This is a genomic window from Nocardia aurantiaca (genome assembly GCF_009708175.1).
In the GTDB taxonomy this organism is placed as follows: Bacteria; Actinomycetota; Actinomycetes; order Mycobacteriales; family Mycobacteriaceae; genus Nocardia; species Nocardia aurantiaca.
On sequence record NZ_WMBB01000003.1, the window covers coordinates 457747 to 475986 of the forward strand.

General features: G+C 67.9%; 17 protein-coding genes and 1 riboswitch. Of the genes, 8 read left to right on the forward strand and 9 right to left on the reverse strand.

Going from position 1 to position 18240, the window contains the following annotated elements; genetic code table 11:
- The first annotated feature begins 73 nt into the window (after nt 1-73).
- Nucleotides 74-1168, forward strand: coding sequence for a glycerophosphodiester phosphodiesterase (locus GLP40_RS08225; protein WP_230329332.1), 1095 nt, complete (start codon nt 74-76; stop codon nt 1166-1168).
- 79 nt (nt 1169-1247) lie between these two features.
- Nucleotides 1248-1517, forward strand: a complete 270-nt coding sequence (locus GLP40_RS08230; protein WP_154787196.1) for a hypothetical protein — start codon at nt 1248-1250, stop codon at nt 1515-1517.
- Nucleotides 1518-1584: 67 nt separating this feature from the next.
- Here the strand turns inward: GLP40_RS08230 and ahcY are convergent, their stop codons facing one another.
- The 4 genes from ahcY to GLP40_RS08250 all read right to left on the reverse strand — a co-directional run bounded on the left by ahcY (nt 1585) and on the right by GLP40_RS08250 (nt 6761).
- Nucleotides 1585-3060 (reverse strand): adenosylhomocysteinase, encoded by a 1476-nt coding sequence (ahcY, locus tag GLP40_RS08235; protein WP_154787197.1) that lies wholly within the window; start codon nt 3058-3060, stop codon nt 1585-1587.
- Nucleotides 3061-3093: 33 nt separating this feature from the next.
- Nucleotides 3094-4251 (reverse strand): alkane 1-monooxygenase, encoded by a 1158-nt coding sequence (locus GLP40_RS08240; protein WP_154787198.1) that lies wholly within the window; start codon nt 4249-4251, stop codon nt 3094-3096.
- 213 nt (nt 4252-4464) lie between these two features.
- Nucleotides 4465-5208, reverse strand: coding sequence for a response regulator (locus tag GLP40_RS08245; protein ID WP_230329333.1), 744 nt, complete (start codon nt 5206-5208; stop codon nt 4465-4467).
- Entirely contained in the window at nt 5205-6761 is a 1557-nt protein-coding gene (locus GLP40_RS08250) for a sensor histidine kinase (protein ID WP_328289857.1), read from the reverse strand. The genes GLP40_RS08245 and GLP40_RS08250 overlap by 4 nt, the downstream gene beginning before the upstream one ends.
- Before the next feature lie 129 nt (nt 6762-6890).
- Here GLP40_RS08250 and GLP40_RS08255 point away from each other — a divergent pair, with 129 nt between their 5' ends.
- Nucleotides 6891-8255: a cation:dicarboxylate symporter family transporter gene (locus tag GLP40_RS08255; protein ID WP_154787199.1), complete on the forward strand. Its 1365-nt coding sequence runs from the start codon at nt 6891-6893 to the stop codon at nt 8253-8255.
- Between the two features lie 126 nt (nt 8256-8381).
- Here GLP40_RS08255 and GLP40_RS08260 read toward each other — a convergent pair whose 3' ends face one another.
- From GLP40_RS08260 to cofD, 4 genes are all read right to left on the reverse strand, one after another.
- Nucleotides 8382-8828, reverse strand: a complete 447-nt coding sequence (locus GLP40_RS08260) for a 6,7-dimethyl-8-ribityllumazine synthase (protein ID WP_154787200.1) — start codon at nt 8826-8828, stop codon at nt 8382-8384.
- A 77-nt stretch (nt 8829-8905) separates the two neighbouring features.
- A riboswitch (FMN riboswitch) is annotated at nt 8906-9073 on the reverse strand.
- A gap of 51 nt (nt 9074-9124) precedes the next feature.
- Nucleotides 9125-9643 (reverse strand): NUDIX hydrolase, encoded by a 519-nt coding sequence (locus GLP40_RS08265; protein ID WP_328289858.1) that lies wholly within the window; start codon nt 9641-9643, stop codon nt 9125-9127.
- Nucleotides 9640-11004, reverse strand: coding sequence for a coenzyme F420-0:L-glutamate ligase (locus GLP40_RS08270; RefSeq protein WP_328289859.1), 1365 nt, complete (start codon nt 11002-11004; stop codon nt 9640-9642). The genes GLP40_RS08265 and GLP40_RS08270 overlap by 4 nt, the downstream gene beginning before the upstream one ends.
- Nucleotides 11001-11960 carry a 2-phospho-L-lactate transferase gene (gene cofD / locus GLP40_RS08275; RefSeq protein ID WP_196054591.1) on the reverse strand — a complete coding sequence of 320 codons (960 nt, stop codon included), beginning with the start codon at nt 11958-11960 and terminating at the stop codon, nt 11001-11003. Before cofD ends, GLP40_RS08270 begins: the two co-directional genes overlap by 4 nt.
- Nucleotides 11961-12589: 629 nt before the next feature.
- Between cofD and GLP40_RS33200 the strand changes: the two genes are divergently transcribed.
- Nucleotides 12590-12820, forward strand: coding sequence for a WhiB family transcriptional regulator (locus GLP40_RS33200; protein ID WP_196054592.1), 231 nt, complete (start codon nt 12590-12592; stop codon nt 12818-12820).
- Between the two features lie 162 nt (nt 12821-12982).
- Here GLP40_RS33200 and GLP40_RS08285 read toward each other — a convergent pair whose 3' ends face one another.
- Nucleotides 12983-13462 (reverse strand): metallopeptidase family protein, encoded by a 480-nt coding sequence (locus GLP40_RS08285; protein WP_196054580.1) that lies wholly within the window; start codon nt 13460-13462, stop codon nt 12983-12985.
- A 209-nt stretch (nt 13463-13671) separates the two neighbouring features.
- Between GLP40_RS08285 and GLP40_RS08290 the strand changes: the two genes are divergently transcribed.
- The 4 genes from GLP40_RS08290 (at nt 13672) to manA (ending at nt 18171) form a co-directional block, all read left to right on the forward strand.
- The gene (locus tag GLP40_RS08290) at nt 13672-14085 is read left to right on the forward strand and encodes a DUF3499 domain-containing protein (protein WP_328289860.1); all 414 of its coding nucleotides are present in this window, start codon (nt 13672-13674) and stop codon (nt 14083-14085) included.
- 213 nt (nt 14086-14298) lie between these two features.
- The gene (locus GLP40_RS08295) at nt 14299-15675 is read left to right on the forward strand and encodes a phosphomannomutase/phosphoglucomutase (protein ID WP_154787202.1); all 1377 of its coding nucleotides are present in this window, start codon (nt 14299-14301) and stop codon (nt 15673-15675) included.
- A 73-nt stretch (nt 15676-15748) separates the two neighbouring features.
- Nucleotides 15749-16930 (forward strand): tobH protein, encoded by a 1182-nt coding sequence (locus GLP40_RS08300; RefSeq protein WP_154787203.1) that lies wholly within the window; start codon nt 15749-15751, stop codon nt 16928-16930.
- Complete coding sequence (gene manA / locus GLP40_RS08305; RefSeq protein WP_328289861.1) at nt 16930-18171, forward strand: mannose-6-phosphate isomerase, class I; 1242 nt, start codon at nt 16930-16932, stop codon at nt 18169-18171. The genes GLP40_RS08300 and manA overlap by 1 nt, the downstream gene beginning before the upstream one ends.
- Nucleotides 18172-18240: the final 69 nt, after the last annotated feature.

Genomic DNA, 18240 nt, shown 5'->3' on the forward strand with positions numbered 1-18240 from the left:
GAGCCCCGGCGGGATCCCGTTTATTCGAAAGGCCCGGATCTGCCGGAACCGATCGATTGCTATAGTCCGGACCATGGCTCCCGTCGATGTCATGTCGATGCAGTTCAAGCGCACTTTTGCGGTCTTCGGAGCAGCGGTTGCCATCCTCGGAACGGCGGCCTGCGGGAGTGGCTCGAGTGACGAGAATTCCTCGGTCACCGCCTCGCCCGACCCGAACCGTGCCTTCGACCTCCAGGCCCACCGCGGCGGGCGCGGTCTGACCATCGAGGAGTCCCTGCCGGGCTTCGCCAAGGCCATCGAAGTGGGCGTCAGCACCTTGGAGCTCGACATCGTGCTGACCAGGGATCAGGTACCGCTCATCTGGCACGACCCCATCGTCCAGGCCGAGAAGTGCGCCGACACCGCACCGGCGTTTCCGAGCGATCCGCAGTACCCCTACGTCGGCAAGGTCGTCCACGATCTCACCTACGACCAGGTCCACACCCTCGACTGCGGCACGAAGCTCGCGGGTTTCCCGGAGGCGCAGGCACTTCCGGGCAACAGGATCGCCAGGCTGTCCGAGTTGTTCGATCTGGTGCGGACCTACCCGGGCGCGTTCGACACGCTGCGCTACAACGTGGAGACCAAGATCGAGGCCGCGCACCCCGAACAGTCGGCCACACCCGGGGAATTCGTCGACGTCATCCTCGACACCGTCGAGCGGGCCGGGGCCACCGGGAACGTGGAGATCCAGAGCTTCGACTGGCGCAGCCTGCCGCTGGTGAAGGCGAAGAACTCCGCCATCCCCACCGTCGCCCTCTACGACGACACGACATTCACACCGAACAGCCCATGGCTCGGCCCCATTCGCTATGCGGACCACCCCGGCGACCCGCTGGGCGCGATCAAGGCCCTGGGCGCGAACATCTCGTCGCCCGCCTACGCGAACCCTCGGGACAGTGCGGCCAAGGTCGGCGACGAGGACGTCGAACTCACCACCACCGCCGAATACGTCCGCAAGGCCCACGATCGCGGCATCAAGGTCATCCCCTGGACCGTGAACGACAAGACCGCCATCGGCCTGATCCTCGACCAGGGCGTGGACGGCATCATCACCGACTATCCGAACCGCGCCCGGGAAGTCATGCGGGAGAAGGGCTATCCCCTCCCGAAATCCTTTCACAGATAACCCGCGCAAATCCGAAACGCTCGCCATTCAACTCTTGTAGGGTCCGATCCACCACTCCCCCCGCAAGGAGCGCAACCTGATGAAGTCTCGCTTCACCTACTCCCTCGCCGCCGCCGCGATCACCGCCGCGGCCCTTTCCACGGCCGGGACCGCGACAGCTGCTCCGGTCTCCTTGGACCCCGCCGCCCCGATCGCCGACTCCGGTTCGTCCTCGCCCACGTCGGGCTCGGGCGGCTCGGGCTCGAGCAATGTGCTCGGCACCGGTTCGAGCGCCAGTGAACTGATCAACGCCGCCATCTGCACCATCCAGGGCAAGAAATGGATACCGCTGCTCGACGTCTGCATCTAGCAGAGGCAACGCGAAAAACACTGTGCCGCCGACCTTCCCGAGGTCGGCGGCACAGTCGTCTGTTGCGTCAGTAGCGGTAGTGCTCCGGCTTGTACGGGCCCTCCACGTCCACACCGATGTACTCGGCCTGGTCCTTGGTGAGCTTGGTCAGGGTGCCGCCGAGGGCCTCGACGTGGATACGAGCCACCTTCTCGTCGAGGTGCTTGGGGAGGCGGTAGACCTCGTTGTCGTACTCCTGCGGCTTGGTCCACAGCTCGATCTGCGCGATGACCTGGTTGGAGAACGAGTTCGACATCACGAACGAGGGGTGGCCGGTGGCGTTGCCCAGGTTCAGCAGGCGGCCCTCGGACAGCACGATGATGGATTTGCCCGAGTCACCGAAGGTCCACAGGTCGACCTGCGGCTTGATGTTCAGCTTGGTCGCGCCCGAGCGCTCCAGGGCGGCCATGTCGATCTCGTTGTCGAAGTGGCCGATATTGCCCAGGATGGCCTGGTCCTTCATCACCTTCATGTGGTCGAGCAGGATGATGTCCTTGTTGCCCGTGGAGGTGATGACGATGTCGGCGTCACCGATCGCCTGTTCCACGGTGACGACGTCGAAGCCGTCCATCAGCGCCTGCAGCGCGTTGATCGGGTCGATCTCGGTGACCTGCACGCGCGCGCCCTGGCCGGCCATCGACTCCGCGCAACCCTTGCCGACATCGCCGTAACCGCAGATCAGCACCTTCTTGCCACCGATGAGCACATCGGTGCCGCGGTTGATGCCGTCGATGAGCGAGTGCCGGGTGCCGTACTTGTTGTCGAACTTCGACTTGGTGACCGAGTCGTTGACATTGATGGCCGGGAACGACAGCTCACCCGCGGCGGCGAACTGGTACAGCCGCAGCACGCCGGTGGTGGTCTCCTCGGTGACGCCCTTGACGCTCGCGGCGATCGTGCCCCACTTGTTCTTGTCCGCCGCGAGGCTCGCGCGCAGCAGGTTCAGGAACACCTTGTACTCGGCCGAGTGGGTCTCGTCCTCGGGCGGCACCACACCGGCCTTCTCGAACTGCGCGCCGCGCAGCACCAGCATGGTGGCGTCGCCGCCGTCGTCGAGGATCATGTTGGCCGGCTCGCCCGGCCAGGTCAGCATCTGCTCGGCGGCCCACCAGTACTCCTCCAGGGTCTCGCCCTTCCAGGCGAAGACCGGGGTGCCCTCGGGCTCGTCGACGGTGCCGTGCGGCCCGACCACGACCGCGGCGGCCGCGTGGTCCTGGGTGGAGAAGATGTTGCACGACGCCCAGCGCACCTCGGCGCCGAGCGCCACCAGGGTCTCGATCAGCACGGCGGTCTGCACGGTCATGTGCAGCGAGCCGGAGATGCGGGCGCCCTTCAGCGGCTGCACGTCGTGGTACTCGCGACGCAGCGCCATCAGGCCCGGCATCTCATGCTCGGCCAGGCGAATCTCCTTGCGGCCGAACTCGGCCAGTGACAAATCCGCCACCTTGAAATCGATCCCATTGCGGACGTCAGGGGTCATCTTGCTGGACACTGCGGTCGTCATCTGCCTCTCCTGGTCGGCTGGTTCCCCCAAACCCTACGCGGCGGCCGGGTACGCGTACTCGGCGAGGATGCGCTCCCGCTTGCGGGGCTGAATATTGGCCTGGCTCACATCGCCCGAGTAGTGGGCGAGCAGGCGCGGATCCATGATGGAGCGCCACAGCGGCGGGAACAACGCCAGCAGGATCATGGTGGCGTAGCCCGCGGGCAGCTGCGGGGCCTCCTCGGAAGTGCGCAGCGTCTGGTACCGACGTCCAGGATTGGCGTGGTGGTCGCTGTGCCGCTGGAGATGGAACAGGAAGATATTGGTGACCAGCCGGTCGCTGTTCCAGCTGTCGCGCGGGGAGCAGCGGGCCCAGTTGCCGTTGGGCCGTCTGCGCCGCAGCAGGCCGTAATGCTCGACGTAGTTGACGGTTTCGAGCAGGCCCGCGCCGATCACCGCCTGCAGCAGCAGATACGGCAGGATATGCCAGCCGTACACCGCCAGCAGCGCGCCGAACAGCGCGGCGGTCATGGTCCACGCCTGCAGGATGTGGTTGTGGACGCTCCACCAGCGGTGGCCTCTTCGCCGCAGCCGCTCGCCTTCCAGGTGAACGGCCGAGCGGAAGCCCCCGATCACGCTGCGCGGCAGGAACTCCCACAGCGACTCCCCCATGCGCGCGCTGGCCGGATCGTCGGGCGTCGCGACGCGCGCGTGGTGGCCCTTGTTGTGCTCGACGAAGAAGTGCCCGTAGGCCGACTGCGCCAGCGCCATTTTCGACAGCCAGCGCTCCAGATGCTCGACCCGGTGGCCGAGCTCGTGCGCGGCGTTGATGCCGATGCCGCTGACGAACCCGAGGGTGGTCGCCAGCCCGAGCTTGTCCACCACCGACAGATCGTCGCCGGCCCACATGTAGGCGGCAATGATCAAGCCGATCATCTGGATCGGCAGGAACATATAGGTGCACCAGCGGTAATACCGGTCATTGGAGAGTAATTCGTAGTCCTCGTCGCGTGGATTGGTGCCGTCTTCCCCGACGACACAGTCCAGCACCGGAATGACGATCAGAATGATGATCGGTCCGATCCACCAGAACACCTCCAGCTTGGTGTGGAGCACCAGCTGCGAAGGCAGCAGCGCGCACCCGGGGGCGATCAACCCTAATACCCACAGGTGGCGTTTCGGATCCGGCGAACCCAACCGTTTGCCGACCATTTGCACGTTTGCCCCGCTAATCAAATACCACGTCGAACTTCGCAGCTACATATCTTGGAACTTAGTCAGTGTTACAGCACCTCGTCGGACCGAAAGGTGGCAACCGTTACATCATGAGCAGTCGGTTCTAGCGCAACCGACCATGTGGTTCGCGTCACTGCGCCTCGCGCGCAAACGGGTAGCGAAACCGAGCCCAGCGCAACCACGCAAAACTCAGCGCAACCATACATACCGAACCTGCGGCCGGCCGGTCCGACCATAGTCGGTTCTCCGTTCCACCATGCCGGCTTCGGCCATACGCTCCAGATAGCGCCACGCCGTCACCCGGGAGACCCCCACCGCGCGCCCCGCCTCACCCGCCGACAGACCGTCCGGGGCGGCCCGCACCGCCCGCGACACCTCGTCCATCGTCTGTGGCGCAATGCCTTTCGGCGAGGTCGGTCGCTGGTCCGGAGTGCGCAGCACGCCGAAGGCGCGATCGATGTCCTGCTGCGAGATCGCCGTCTCCCCGGCCGGCAGCGCCGCCCGGTACTCGACATAGCGGTCCAATTTCTCGCGGAACGCCGCGAAGGTGAAGGGCTTCAACAGATACAGCACCACGCCGTGTGAGACGGCGGAGCGCACCATGGCCAGATCGCGGGCGGAGGTGACGGCGATGACGTCGGGGCGCGGCCGCAGCACCGCCATCGCCGCGGCGACCGCGAGCCCGCTCATATCCGGCAAGCCGATGTCCATCAGCACCAAATCAACGGGGACGCCGGAAGATTGTGACCGTTTCGCGATCGAGATGGCATCACGTCCGGTATGCGCCGCCGCGACCACCGTGAAGCCCGGCACCCGCTCCACGTAAGAACGGTGTGCCGCAGCGATTTTCGGTTCGTCCTCGACGATCAGCACCCGGATCGCGGAAGCGGCGGCGGGGCTCATCGCGCCGGGGTTCATCGCGGCGGCGCTCATCGCGAGAACCTCACGATCACCGCGGACTCCGGTTCCCGGCGGGCCCGCAGCTCACCGTTGTGCCGGGCCACCAACCGGCGCACCAGTGCCAGGCCCAGCCCGTGGTGGTCGGTCTTGGTGGAGTAGCCGCGTTCGGTGGCGCGGGTGAAAAGCTCCTCGGACATGCCCGGACCGCTGTCGGCCACCCGGATGTACAGCTCGGACTCGTCCCGGCGCACCGTGACCTCCGCCCACGCGTCCTCCTCGTGTCCGACCTCGTCCAGGGCGTTGTCTATGAGATTGCCGAGCAATGTGACCATCTCGTGCGCGGTGAGCGGGTCGGTGGCGTCGAGCAGCGTGTCACCGGTGATGGTCAACTCCACCCCGCACTCGGCCGCCTGCTCCACCTTGCCCAGCAGCAGCGCCACCACCGCGGGTTCGGCCACCGCGCCGGCGAGCCGGTCGATGAGGGCCTGGGACAGTTCGAGTTCCGCGGTCGCGAAGTTCACCGCCTCGCGCGGACGCCCCAACTCCACCATGGTGACCACGGTGTGCAGCCGATTGGCGGCCTCGTGCGCCTGGGCGCGCAGCGATTCGGCGAAGCCGCGCACCGAATTCAATTCGCCCAGCACGTCCCGCAACTCGGTGTGATCGCGCAGGGTGAGCACGGTGCCGATACGGCGACCGGCGTGCTCGACCACATCCTGGTTGACGACCAGCACCCGGTCCGCCGTCACGTGCATCTCATCGCGGACCACGCCGGTTCCCAAGCGCTGCAACGACACCGGCAGATCCGAGAGCGCGATCGACCCGTCCGGCAGATCCAGCAGCAGCCGGGCCTGATCATTGACCACCTCGGCGTGCTCACCGGACCTGTCGAAAACCAGCAAGCCCTCGTGAATCGAGTGCAGCACCGCGTCGTGATGCTCGTACAGGGCCCGCAATTCGGCCGGTCCGAGACCGTGTGTCTGCCGTAACAGCCTGCGCCGCAACAATAGTGAACTCAGCATGGCCAGCGCCAGACCACCCGCCGCCGCGGCCAGGATGAGCGGCAACTGGGCGCGCACCTGCTCGCCGATGTGAGTGCGGGTGACGCCCGCGGACACCAGCGCCACGATGCGGCCCTCGGCATCGCGCACCGGGGTGACCGCCCGGATCGACGGGCCCAGTGTGCCCGTGTAGGTCTCGGTGAAGGTCTCCCCCGCCAGCGCGCGGTCGATATTGCCGCTGAACGGTTTTCCGATCCGGTCGGTCTCGGTGTGGGTGAACCGGGTGCGGTCGGGGGCCATCACCACGATGAAGTCCATGCCGGTCGCCTTCCGGATCGCCTCGGTCACCGGCTGCAACGTGGCCGTGGGATCCGGACTCCGCACACCCGCCAGCGTCGAGGGCGACTGCGCCACCGCGACCGCGGTGTCGATGACCTCCGCGCGGGTGGCGTCATCCTGCACCCGGCGCGTTTGCAGGAACGCCAGTATCGCCGCGGCGGCGATCACCACCGCCAGCACCAGCACCTGCACCACGAACACCTGCCCGGCCAGCGTGCGACGGGCCCGGGTTCTTCGACCTCTCACGACTCCTCCGGGTACTTCATGAACATAATTTACGAAACAGTGACCCGCGTCACTCGGCGGATGATGATTCTCTCCGACCCACCCGCGCGGAGCACGTCACGCGGGCAGCGACCCGGAGGCACCGACGAGATGAGCGACACGACAACACGGCAGCGCCGAGACCGTACCCATTGGCTGTATCTGGCGGTCATCGCGGCCGTCATCGCCGGCGTCCTGGTCGGCTGGCTGGCCCCGGGCTTCGGCAAGAGCGTCGGTGAACTGGGCACGATCTTCGTCAACCTCATCAAGATGATGATCGCCCCGGTCATCTTCTGCACCATCGTGCTGGGCATCGGCTCGGTGCGCGCGGCCGCCAAGGTGGGCAAGGTCGGCGGCCTGGCGATCGGCTACTTCCTGATCATGTCGACGGTGGCGTTGGCCATCGGTCTGCTGGTCGGCAACCTGCTGCACCCGGGCTCGGGCCTGAACGTGGCCGCCCACGCGAAGGAGATCACCAAGTACGCCACCGACGCCAAGGCGGCGGGCGGCACCTGGCAATTCCTCGAGGACATCGTGCCGACCACGTTGCTGTCCTCGCTGACCTCGGGCAAGGTACTGCAGGCGCTGTTCGTGGCGCTGTTGGTGGGCTTCGGCATCCAGGCCATGGGTCCGGCGGGCGAGCCGATCCTGCGCGGCGTCGCCTCGGTGCAGAAGCTGGTGTTCCGAATCCTCACCACGATCCTGTGGCTGGCTCCGATCGGCGCGTTCGGCGCCATGGCGAATGTGGTGGCGCGCACCGGACTCGACGCGGTCGAGCAGCTGGCGCTGCTGATGGTGGCCTTCTATCTCACCTGTGTGGTGTTCATCTTCGGCGTGCTCGGTCTGCTGCTGCGCCTGGTCGCCGGGACCTCCATCCTCAAGCTGGTGCGCTACCTCGCCCGGGAATACCTGCTGATCTTCGCCACCTCGTCCTCGGAGTCGGCGCTGCCGCGGCTCATCGCCAAGATGGAGCACGTCGGCGTGGACCGCACCACCGTGGGTGTGGTTGTCCCGACCGGGTATTCGTTCAACCTCGACGGCACCGCCATCTACCTGACCATGGCCACCCTGTTCGTGGCCGACGCCATGGGCAAGCCGCTGGTGTGGAGCGAGCAGATCGGCCTGCTGCTGTTCATGATCGTGGCCTCCAAGGGCGCGGCGGGTGTCACCGGCGCGGGCCTGGCGACGCTGGCCGGCGGCCTGCAGAGTCATCGCCCGGAGCTGTTGGACGGCGTCGGCCTGATCGTCGGCATCGACCGGTTCATGTCGGAAGCCCGGGCGCTGACCAACTTCTCGGGCAATGCGGTCGCCACGCTGCTCATCGGCACCTGGACCCGCACCATCGACCCGGCCCGCGTCCGCGCGGTGCTGGATCGTGAGATCCCCTTCGACGAGCAGGCCATGGTCGACGACCACGCGGCGCCCGCCGCTCCGCAAGAGAAGGACTCGCAGGACAAAGACCTGGTTCCGGCCTGAACCCAACCCCCAGGCGGAACCCGGACCGTTCGGCGCGTTGTCCCCCCGTACGCGCCGTACGGAACCCGCACCCTGCCCGCACGTCCAGCCGCCTCCCGGCTCGTGCGGGCAGGGTTTCCCTTGTGTCTAGGCGTCGACCGTGTCCAGGGCCAGGGTGGCGGCGATGGCAGTGGCCAGCTCCGCGCCCTTGACCTCGAAATGCCGGGCGAAATAGGCCAGGTGCTCGTCGTGCTCGTGGAAGTGGTGCGGGGTCAGCACGGCCGAGAACACCGGCACGTCGGTCTCCAGTTGCACCCGCATGAGCGCATCGACGACGGCCGAAGCCACGAAGTCGTGCCGGTAGATGCCGCCGTCCACAACGAGAGCGCAGCCCGCGACGGCGGCGTAGGCGCCGCTGGTCGCCAAACGCTTGACGCGCAACGGGATTTCGAACGCGCCGGGCACCTCGATCACGTCGATCTCGGGATAGCCGCGCTCGAGCAGTCCGGCCCGGCAGGATTCGACGGCCTTGTCGACGATCTCACCGTGCCAGCGCGCGGCGACGAGGGCGATCCGAATGGGATTGGGTGACATGGGGATTCCTCCTGTTCGCGATGTCACCCAGGGCAGGACGCGAACAGGGCCCGCCCGACGGTCCGGGCGTGCCGACGCCGCGTTCTCTTTCATCCGGACTGTGACCGTCGGCTCCGGGATCGCACCGAAATCTGCTGGACCCACGCGATCGGGAAACCGCGTGGCGCTCGCGGGCTCGTGCGCTCCGGATCGGTCCGGACGCCATTACCGCCGGTGGGGAATTCCACCCCGCCCTGAGAACGTGTACGCAGCGGACATTAACACGGGGGTTCCGCGACGCGGAACCCCCGTGGCGGTCAGCGCAACAGCACGTCGGAATCCGCGGGCAGGCCGGCCACCGGCCACCAGCGCAGGTCGGTGGACTCCGAACTGCGCACGGGCACAGCGCCTTCCGGCGCGGTGATCTTGAACAGCAGATCCAGGTGGCGGGTCGGCAGGCCCAGCGAACAGGTGATGGGATGCGCCTGCGCGCCATAGAGGCCGGGCTCGAGCACCAGGCCGTCGATGCCCGACTCCTCGGTCGCCTCGCGGAAGGCAGCGGCCGCGACCGAATGATCGGATTCCTCGCAGTGCCCGCCCAGTTGGATCCACCGGCCTACCCGCGGGTGCAGGGTCAGCAGCACCTCGCGCTCGTCGTGGGAGAACACGATGGCCGAGGCCGTGATGTGCCCGGCCGCGTGCTCGCGCAGGCACCCGCGCGGCGCGGAACCCAGGAACGCCAGCATGGCCTCCCGGAGGGACTGCTCCGGCCCTTGTGCCGGGGACCAGGTTTCGAGCAGTTCCGTCGCCGATTCGTGCAGCGACTCCGCGCTCACAGCTCGACGAGCCCGAGGCCGGGCTCGCGCACCTGGCGCGGAGCGATCTCCTCGAGCGGATACCCGATGGCGATGGCCCCCAGCGGATTCCAGTCCGCCTCCAGGCCCAGCACCTCGCGGGTGATCTCGGGCGCGAAGATGGTCGACCCGATCCAGCAGCTGCCCACGCCCCGCACGGCCAACGAGACCAGCAGCCCCTGCACGGCCGCGCCCACCGCGACGGTGAACATGGTCTTCTCGGCGGCGCGGCGGCGCTCATCCGGATAGTCGTGCGCACCGTCGGGCACGCAGAACGGGATGATCACCTCGGGGGCGTCGAAGAGGATGCGGCCGCGCGCAACCCGCTTCTCCACGCTCTCCGGCGTGCGGCCGTCACCGGTCAGGTCGGTGCGCCACTGCTCGGCCATGGCCTCGAGCAGCTGCGCGCGCAGGCCGCGCTTGCGCAGCCAGACGAAGCGCACCGGGCGGGTGTGGTGCGGCGCGGGCGCGGTGAGCCCGGCGGCGACGGCCTCGCGAATGATCGTCGGGGCCACCGGCGTCTCGGCGAACTTTCGCACCGAACGCCGCAGCGGCACCGCCTGTTTGCGGCCGAGGTCGATCGACTCCTCGGTGCCCAGCCAGAACAGATCGTCCTCGCCGCGCCGCAGCAGGTCACCGGCGGTGGACCCGTCGTCGGTGTAGTCGAGCCCGCGCACCACGGCGATCGGGACGCCACCCAGCTTGCCCTTCACCAGATCCGCGGCCGCGGCCAGTTCGTCGGCCACGGCGACCAGGGTGACGTGCAGTTCATTGCCCTGCCTGTCCACCGCGCCGTTGTAGTCGTGCAGCACGCGGATGCCCGAGGAGCCGATGGCGGCGTCGATCTGACCGTTGCGCCAAGCCCGGCCCATGGTGTCGGTGATGACCACGGCCACCTGCACGCCGAGGCGTTCGGCCAGCGCGGTGCGCAGCGCCTTGGCGCTGGCGTCCGGATCCTCCGGCAACAGGACCAGTTCGCCCTGTTCCACATTGGAGCCGTCGACCCCGGAGGCGGCCTGCACGATGCCGAGCCGGTTCTCGGTGATGAGCGTGCGGTTCTTGCGCGCGAGGACTCGCACCGACTCCTCGAGCACCAGCCGCCGACGGGCGGCGTCGCGCTCGTCCGGATCGCCGGGCACGGTCACGATGCGGCCCTCGGCCTTGGAGATGATCTTGCTGGTCACCACCAGCACGTCGCCGTCCTGCAGCCAGGGCGCCTGTACCGCGATGGCTTCCGCGACATCGTCGCCCGGCCGGAATTCCGGCAAGCCCGGAATGGGCAGGATGCGCAGTTCGCCGCCGGACGCGTGATCGCCCAGCGCCTGGATGGAATCCGTTGTCACGGTTTGACTCCCGCGATATCGAGGGCCTCGCGCACCATGTCGGCGGTCGCGGCCGGGTCGGTCATGAGCAGCGGGACACTGCGTACCTCGACGCCCGGGATGTCGGCGGTGTCGCCGGTGTGGACGAGCCAGCCGTCCAGGATGCCGGTGCCCGAGCGCGCGCCGTAGTGGTTGCCGACCGCTTCGGCGGTGGTCTCCACACCGATCACCGAGAGGCACTCGTCGGCCATGCCGCGCAACGGTTTTCCGCCGATCACCGGGGACAGTCCGATCACCTTCGCAGCCGTTGTGCGCAGTGCGCCCCGAATACCCGGAACGGAGAGGATGGCGCCCACGCTCACGACGGGGTTCGACGGAGCGAGCAGGATCACATCGGCCGAATCTATGATCTCTGTCACACCGGGAGCCGGTTTGGCGGCATCTGCCCCAATAGTCACGAATCCATGGGTCTCGACATTGGCCCGGTATCGAACCCACCACTCTTGGAAATGGATCGCGCGGCGTTCGCCAGGGTTCTCCGGGTCGCCGATTACGACATGTGTTTCACATCGATCGTCGGTTGCCGGAAGCAGTTTCACACCCGGTTGCCATCGATTGCAGAGCGCCTCGGTGACCGCCGAGAGCGGGTATCCCTGACGCAGCATTTCGGTGCGGATGAGATGGGTGGCGATATCGCGATCCCCCAGCCCGAACCAATCAGGCTGAGCCTTGTATTTCGCCAGCTCCTCCTTGGCGTTCCAGGTCTCGTTCGCATGCCCCCAGCCGCGCTCCGGATCGATGCCGCCACCCAGGGTGTACATGCAGGTGTCCAGGTCAGGGCAGATGCGCAGTCCGTGCATCCAGACGTCGTCACCGACATTGACGATGGCCGTGGTGTCGGCTCCGGGCAGCAGTTCACGCACGCCCATCAGGAACCGCGCGCCGCCGACTCCGCCGACCAGGACGGCGATCCGCAGCCCGGTGCCGGGCGCGGTGTCCGCTTGTTCTCGAGTCACATCCGCACAGCCTATGCGGTCGGAGCGGGAAGATGGCCCGCAGTCCATTTGCTACGAATTTGCTATTTGAACTGCGAGAACGCGTCTGGAAGGGGTCACAGATGGTAACGGAATTGCTTCGGCAGCTTGACCATCGCCGCTACCGGCGTGTCTAATCACAAGCATGTCATTCCGGGTCCGCGTGAGAGTGCAAGGCGCGGACGGGTTTTCGAACAGGTGTTCGCACCGGAGTGACGTCAAGCTCGGGGATGGCCGCGGGACTACGCCGCGGTGTTGGGCCGTCGGTGGGATCGGCTCCGGCGGATTAATCATTCTGCGCTAACACACAGTGAGGAGGCGGAGCGATGGCCGAAGAGCTGGCCCCGTCGGGCATTCCGGGCGGTGTATCGCAAACCGATTCCACGACTGGCGCAGCACCTGGTTTCTGCGCCGACGATCGGATCGGATACGAGGGGGGTGAACCGATGACGAACGCGCGGCCAGGGGGCGGACAGTGGGCGCGAGCTGCCTACCAGCCCGAACCACCGCGGCTGAGCCTGATCGTCACCGGTGGTGAGGACACGCTCGACACTTTCCCGCGCAGCGGTCGCATGATGACCGAAGCCGAACAGTGGCAGGAACGGGCGCTATGCGCCCAGACCGACCCCGAGGCGTTCTTCCCCGAAAAGGGCGGCTCGACCCGCGAGGCCAAGCGCATCTGCATGGGCTGCGAGGTCCGCGACGAGTGCCTCGAGTACGCCCTCGCCAACGACGAGCGCTTCGGCATCTGGGGCGGCCTCTCCGAGCGTGAGCGCCGCCGCCTGAAGCGCGGCATCATCTAGGGGCCGGACAGAAGTTCCCCTCGTCATCCCGGCGTGTTCGGCCGGGATCCACGGGTCGTGCTGGATTCCGGCCGAGAGCACGCCGGAATGACGGGGAGAGCCTTCGATCACGGCCGGAAGGCGGCACCACCTGGAAAAGCAAGGCCGCCAACGACTTCGGCGTTACTCCGGCTCGGGGTCGATGATGTCGGGTTCGACCCCGAGGTAGGTCGCGATCTGTTGTACGAGCACCTCGCGCAGCAGGTCGACCAGATCGTCGGGATCTTGTGCCCGTAGCTCCAAGGGCTTGCGGAACAGTACGACTCGGGCGCGGGTGGCCATGCCGTAGCGGTCCACACCGGCCGGGATCAGGCGTGAGAGCGGCACCGGTCCGTCGGCCACCACCTCTTCCGGCCAGGTGACCGAATCCGGGTGCAGCGGACGGATTTTCGGGACATCGTCGACCGCGATGTCGAGCTTGGTGAGCTGCTCGTGCCAGCGGCTCTCCAGCGGCGCGAAGGCCTCCAGAACCAGCCGGTCGAACTCCTGGCCGCGGGTGCGCCGGGCCGGCACCGTCGGCGGCAGCATCGGCCCGCGCACACCCCGCCCGCGACGGATGATCGACCGCGCGGTGGGCGGCCGCCTCTTACGTGAACGGGTCATACCTTGAATCTAACCCTTGCCCCGAGCGGGTGCGCGCACCCGGCTCGCGGGGCCCGGCGGTCGGCGCGGCGACGCCTCCGCGACACCCTCGCGACCCGCTTGCGACACGCAAGCGCACAGGTACCCGAGGCCCTCATGGCACGAGTGAGACGGGGTTCATTGAGCGTGTCTGTGTCCACGACCGCGTGAGGGGGGTTACCCTGCATGGCGTGATCCCCATGCGTCGTTGCTGCCGTCCAGGCTGCAAGAACCCGGCCGTCGCGACGCTGACCTATGTGTACTCCGACTCGATGGCGGTCGTGGGTCCACTGGTCACGGTCGCCGAGCCGCACTCCTGGGACCTGTGTGAAACGCACGCCTCCCGGATCACCGCGCCCAAGGGATGGGAGTTGGTCCGTCATGAGGGCGGGTTTTCCTCCTCGACCCCGGATGACGACGATCTCACCGCGCTCGCCGAAGCCGTTCGTGAGGCCGGATTGCGCCGCCGCGCACCAGAACCCGATCCGCGTGGCTATACCGAGTACGCTCCCGCCCCGCAGCGCCCGACCCGCGCGGGTCGCACCGGCAGACGCGGCCATCTACGCGTCCTACCCGACCCGCCAGACCGACTCTCCGAGAGTTGAACGGGCGGCCGGGAGCCGTGAACGATTCCGCCTCCCCTCGCTTCAGCGGGCAGCCGAGAGCCGTGAACGGTTGGCATTCCCCGCCGCGGTGGGGTGCGCTGCCCATCTCGGACGTACCCGGCGAGTTACCCTCGCCTCACGAAATCAGTGGTCCAGACGGCAGGGGGCGGGGGAAGTCAGTCGTCGCCGGAGTCTGCTATTAGGGTGGTCCCCATGACAGTTGCCCGGTCCGCCGAGTCAGTTCAAGCAGTCATCAAGGCATACGACGTTCGCGGAGTGGTCGGCGAACAGATCGACGCGGACTTCGTCCGGGACGTCGCCGGATCCTTCGCCCGGCTGATGCGCGCCGAGGGCGCCCAGCGCATCGTCATCGGTCACGATATGCGCGACTCCTCACCGGAACTGGCCGCCGCCTTCGCCGACGGCACGCTCGCCCAGGGACTCGATGTGGTGCACATCGGCCTGGCCTCCACCGACGAGCTCTACTTCGCCTCCGGCCACCTGGACTGCCCCGGGGCCATGTTCACCGCCAGCCACAATCCGGCCGAGTACAACGGGATCAAGCTGTGCCGCGCCAAGGCGCTGCCGGTCGGCCAGGACACCGGTCTGGCCACCATCACCGAGGAAGTCATCGCGGGCGTCCCGGCCTTCGACGGCCCGCGTGGGAGCGAGACCCGCGAGGACCTGCTCTCGGCCTACGCCGAGTTCCTGCACAAGCTGGTGGACCTGAGCGGTTCGCGCCCGCTGCGCATCGCCGTGGACGCCGGCAACGGCATGGGCGGCTACACCGTGCCCGCGGTGCTGGGCACGCTGCCGCAGTTCACCATCGAGCCGCTGTACTTCGAACTCGACGGCACCTTCCCCAATCACGAAGCCAATCCACTGGATCCGAAGAACCTGGTGGATCTGCAGGACCACGTCCGCAAGACCGGCGCCGACCTCGGCCTGGCCTTCGACGGCGACGCGGACCGCTGCTTCGTGGTGGACGAGAAGGGCGACCCGGTCTCGCCGTCGGCCATCACCGGTCTGGTCGCCGAGCGCGAGCTGACCAAGGAACCGGGCGCGACCGTCATCCACAACCTGATCACCTCCAAGGCGGTGCCGGAGTTGGTGACCGAGCTGGGCGGCACTCCGGTGCGCACCCGTGTCGGCCACTCGTTCATCAAGCAGCAGATGGCCGCCACCGGTGCGATCTTCGGCGGCGAACACTCGGCCCACTACTACTTCCGCGACTTCTGGGGCGCCGACTCCGGCATGCTCGCGGCCCTGCACGTGCTGGCCGCCCTGGGCGAGAAGGACCGCCCGATGTCGGATCTGGCCTCCGCCTACGCGACATATGCGGCCTCCGGGGAGATCAACTCGACAGTGGCGGATGCCGCGGGACGGACCACCGCCGTGCTGGAGGCCTTCGGCAAGCGAGCGAAATCGGTCGATCGGCTGGACGGCGTCACCGTGCAGCTCGCCGACGGCGCGTGGTTCAACCTGCGCGCCTCCAATACCGAACCGCTGCTGCGGCTCAACGTCGAGGCGCGTTCGCAGGAGGAAGTAGACGCACTCGTAACCGAGATCCTGAGCATCGTCCGCGCCTGACTGGAATAGTGGAATCACAGAGCTTGGATTCACCAGCGTCTGGTGACCCGATGAGGGGAGGTGGCAACGCCCGATGATCGCTGGGACACCGGTACTCGACCTCGATGACGTCGCCTCGCTGGAGGCGGCGGACGCCGGGGGTGTCTTGCGCTCCGCCGCATCGGGGGGAGCCCAGGTAAGGGCAACCGCCGCGGCGCTTTCCGAGGATGCGCTATCCCGACTGACCGATCTGCGGCCGCGCAGTCTGGTCTTGGTGTCGGGCAGCGGACGCGCCGCGCGCGCGGCCTCATTGTTGATCGCGGCCCTGGGTGATCGCACGAGTATGCCGCTGGTGCCGGCGACGTCGATCCCGCCGTGGGTCGGGCCGCTGGACGTGGTGCTGGTCGCCGGTGACGACGCGGGTGATCCGCGGCTGTCCGAGGCGGTGGACCGAGCGCTTCGACGGGGTGCCGAAGTGATCGTCGCGGCACCGGACGAGGGACCCGTCCGGGCGGCGGCCGCCGGGCGCGCCACTGTTCTCGCGCCGCGGGTGCGAGTTCTCGACCACAATCGCATGCTGCGCTATCTGGCGGCGGGCATGGCCGTGCTGACCACCATCGACCCACATCGCACCGGGCCGCTGGTGCCCGAATTGAACGCTCTCGCAGACCTGCTCGATGAGGAGGCGCTGCGCGACGGCCCGCAGAACGAGGTTTTCCACAATCCCGCCAAGACCCTGGCCACCCGAATGCGGCAACGCAAGCGCCTGGTGCTGGCCGGTGATTCCGGCGCCGCCGCCGCGCTCGCCGAGCACGGCGCCGAGGTGCTGCTGGCTACGGCCGGGCAGACCGCCACGGCCGTCACGCTGTCGGAAGCCGTTGCGGCGCATGCCCAGCTGGTCGGCGCCGCCGGGATCGCCGCGCCCGGATTCGATCCGCTGTTCCACGACGAGCAGCTGGACGGGCCGGTGCCGGTGGAGCAGGTGCGCGTATTCGTGGTGAGCGCCGATTCGGACGAGGCGGCGGTGCGCCGGCGGCTCGCCGTGTTCGGCTCCGACGCCGGACTGGTCGACACCGACCTGATCACCGTGGACACCGAGGCGGCCGGCGCCGCGAGTGCTGAGGCGCCCGGGCCGACCGCGCCCGCCACCCAGAGCGGCGAGCTGGAAAGGCTTGCGGTACTCGCACTTCGGCTGGAGATGGCGGCCGCCTATCTCCGACTACTCGGTTCCCGCCCGGCCACCGGACCGGGACCCTACGACGGGGGCAATTACTAGTGCACGAACTCGTTGGTGCGCTGCGTTCTTACGCTTGGGGTTCGCGCACCGCGCTCGCTCAGCTGCGCGGAGGACCGGTCCCGTCCGCACACCCGGAAGCCGAACTCTGGTTCGGCGCACACCCCGCCGATCCGGCGCGCGTACAGATCAACGGCCACAGCGAATCCCTGCTGGCGCTGGTCAACGCCGACCCGCAGCACGAGCTCGGGCCGGTGGCAGGCGAATTCGGCGGACGGCTGCCGTTCCTGCTGAAGATCCTGGCCGCCGAGGAGCCGCTCTCACTGCAGGCGCACCCCAGCATCGAACAGGCCCGGGCCGGGTTCGCGCGGGAGAACCACAGTGGGGTCGCCATCGACTCTCCCATGCGCAATTACCGCGACGAGAACCACAAGCCCGAGCTCGTGGTGGCGTTGGACCGTTTCGAGGCGCTGGCCGGGTTCCGCGATCCGCGCCGGACCGTGCAGCTGCTCGAGGCCCTGGGCGTGCCGGAGCTGAGCCAGTACGCCGAACTGCTTGCCGCCCAGCCCGACTCGGCGGGGCTGCGCACCCTGTTCACCACCTGGATCGCGCTGCCGCAGGGCAGCCTGAGCATGCTGCTGCCCAAGGTGCTCGACGGCTGTGTGCGGTATCTGTCCGAGGCCCGGAGCAACGGCAAGGAGTTCGTAGCCGAGGTGCGCACGGCGCTCGAGCTCGCCGAGGCGTATCCGGGCGATGCCGGAGTGCTGGCGGCGCTACTGCTCAACCGCATCACGCTCGAGCCCGGCGAGGGACTGTTCCTGGATGCCGGGAACCTGCACGCGTATTTGCGCGGGGTGGGCGTGGAGATCATGGCCAACTCCGACAACGTGCTGCGCGGCGGGCTCACCCCCAAGCACGTGGATGTGCCGGAGCTGCTGCGGGTGCTGGACTTCGAGCCGCTGGACCTGCCCATCGTGGAGGCGCAGCGGGTGTCGGACAGCGTCTTCCGCTATCACACGCCCGCGCCCGAATTCGCGCTGAGCCGTTTCGAACTGGCCGCGGGCGCCGAGCCGGTGCGGGCGGTGCAATCGGGGCCGGTGATCGCGCTGGTCACGCGCGGACGGGTGAAGCTGTCCCAGGGCAACCACGAACTGATCGTGGAACGCGGGCACGCGGCGTGGATCTCGGCCGCCGACGGCGGGATTCGCGCGCGGGCGGTCGCCGGAGACGATGACGCGGACGGTTCGGCGCAGCTGTTCTGCGCCGCGGTCGGCGAGGAGTGACGGTCGGACTGTAGGCTCTCCCGATCACACGCGTTTAGGGCAAAACGGACATCGGTTCGGGAAAGGGCG

Bases quoted from the DNA above. Each gene is read 5' to 3' on its own strand.
- GLP40_RS08260 (WP_154787200.1), bottom strand. From the start codon at position 8,828: ATGTCACCCAATCCCATTCGGATCGCCCTCGTCGCCGCGCGCTGGCAC.
- GLP40_RS08230 (WP_154787196.1), top strand. From the start codon at position 1,248: ATGAAGTCTCGCTTCACCTACTCCCTCGCCGCCGCCGCGATCACCGCC.
- GLP40_RS08255 (WP_154787199.1), top strand. From the start codon at position 6,891: ATGAGCGACACGACAACACGGCAGCGCCGAGACCGTACCCATTGGCTG.
- GLP40_RS08295 (WP_154787202.1), top strand. From the start codon at position 14,299: ATGACAGTTGCCCGGTCCGCCGAGTCAGTTCAAGCAGTCATCAAGGCA.
- ahcY (WP_154787197.1), bottom strand. From the start codon at position 3,060: ATGACGACCGCAGTGTCCAGCAAGATGACCCCTGACGTCCGCAATGGG.
- GLP40_RS08285 (WP_196054580.1), bottom strand. From the start codon at position 13,462: ATGACCCGTTCACGTAAGAGGCGGCCGCCCACCGCGCGGTCGATCATC.
- GLP40_RS08300 (WP_154787203.1), top strand. From the start codon at position 15,749: ATGATCGCTGGGACACCGGTACTCGACCTCGATGACGTCGCCTCGCTG.
- GLP40_RS33200 (WP_196054592.1), top strand. From the start codon at position 12,590: ATGATGACCGAAGCCGAACAGTGGCAGGAACGGGCGCTATGCGCCCAG.
- GLP40_RS08240 (WP_154787198.1), bottom strand. From the start codon at position 4,251: ATGGTCGGCAAACGGTTGGGTTCGCCGGATCCGAAACGCCACCTGTGG.
- GLP40_RS08245 (WP_230329333.1), bottom strand. From the start codon at position 5,208: ATGAGCGCCGCCGCGATGAACCCCGGCGCGATGAGCCCCGCCGCCGCT.
- GLP40_RS08225 (WP_230329332.1), top strand. From the start codon at position 74: ATGGCTCCCGTCGATGTCATGTCGATGCAGTTCAAGCGCACTTTTGCG.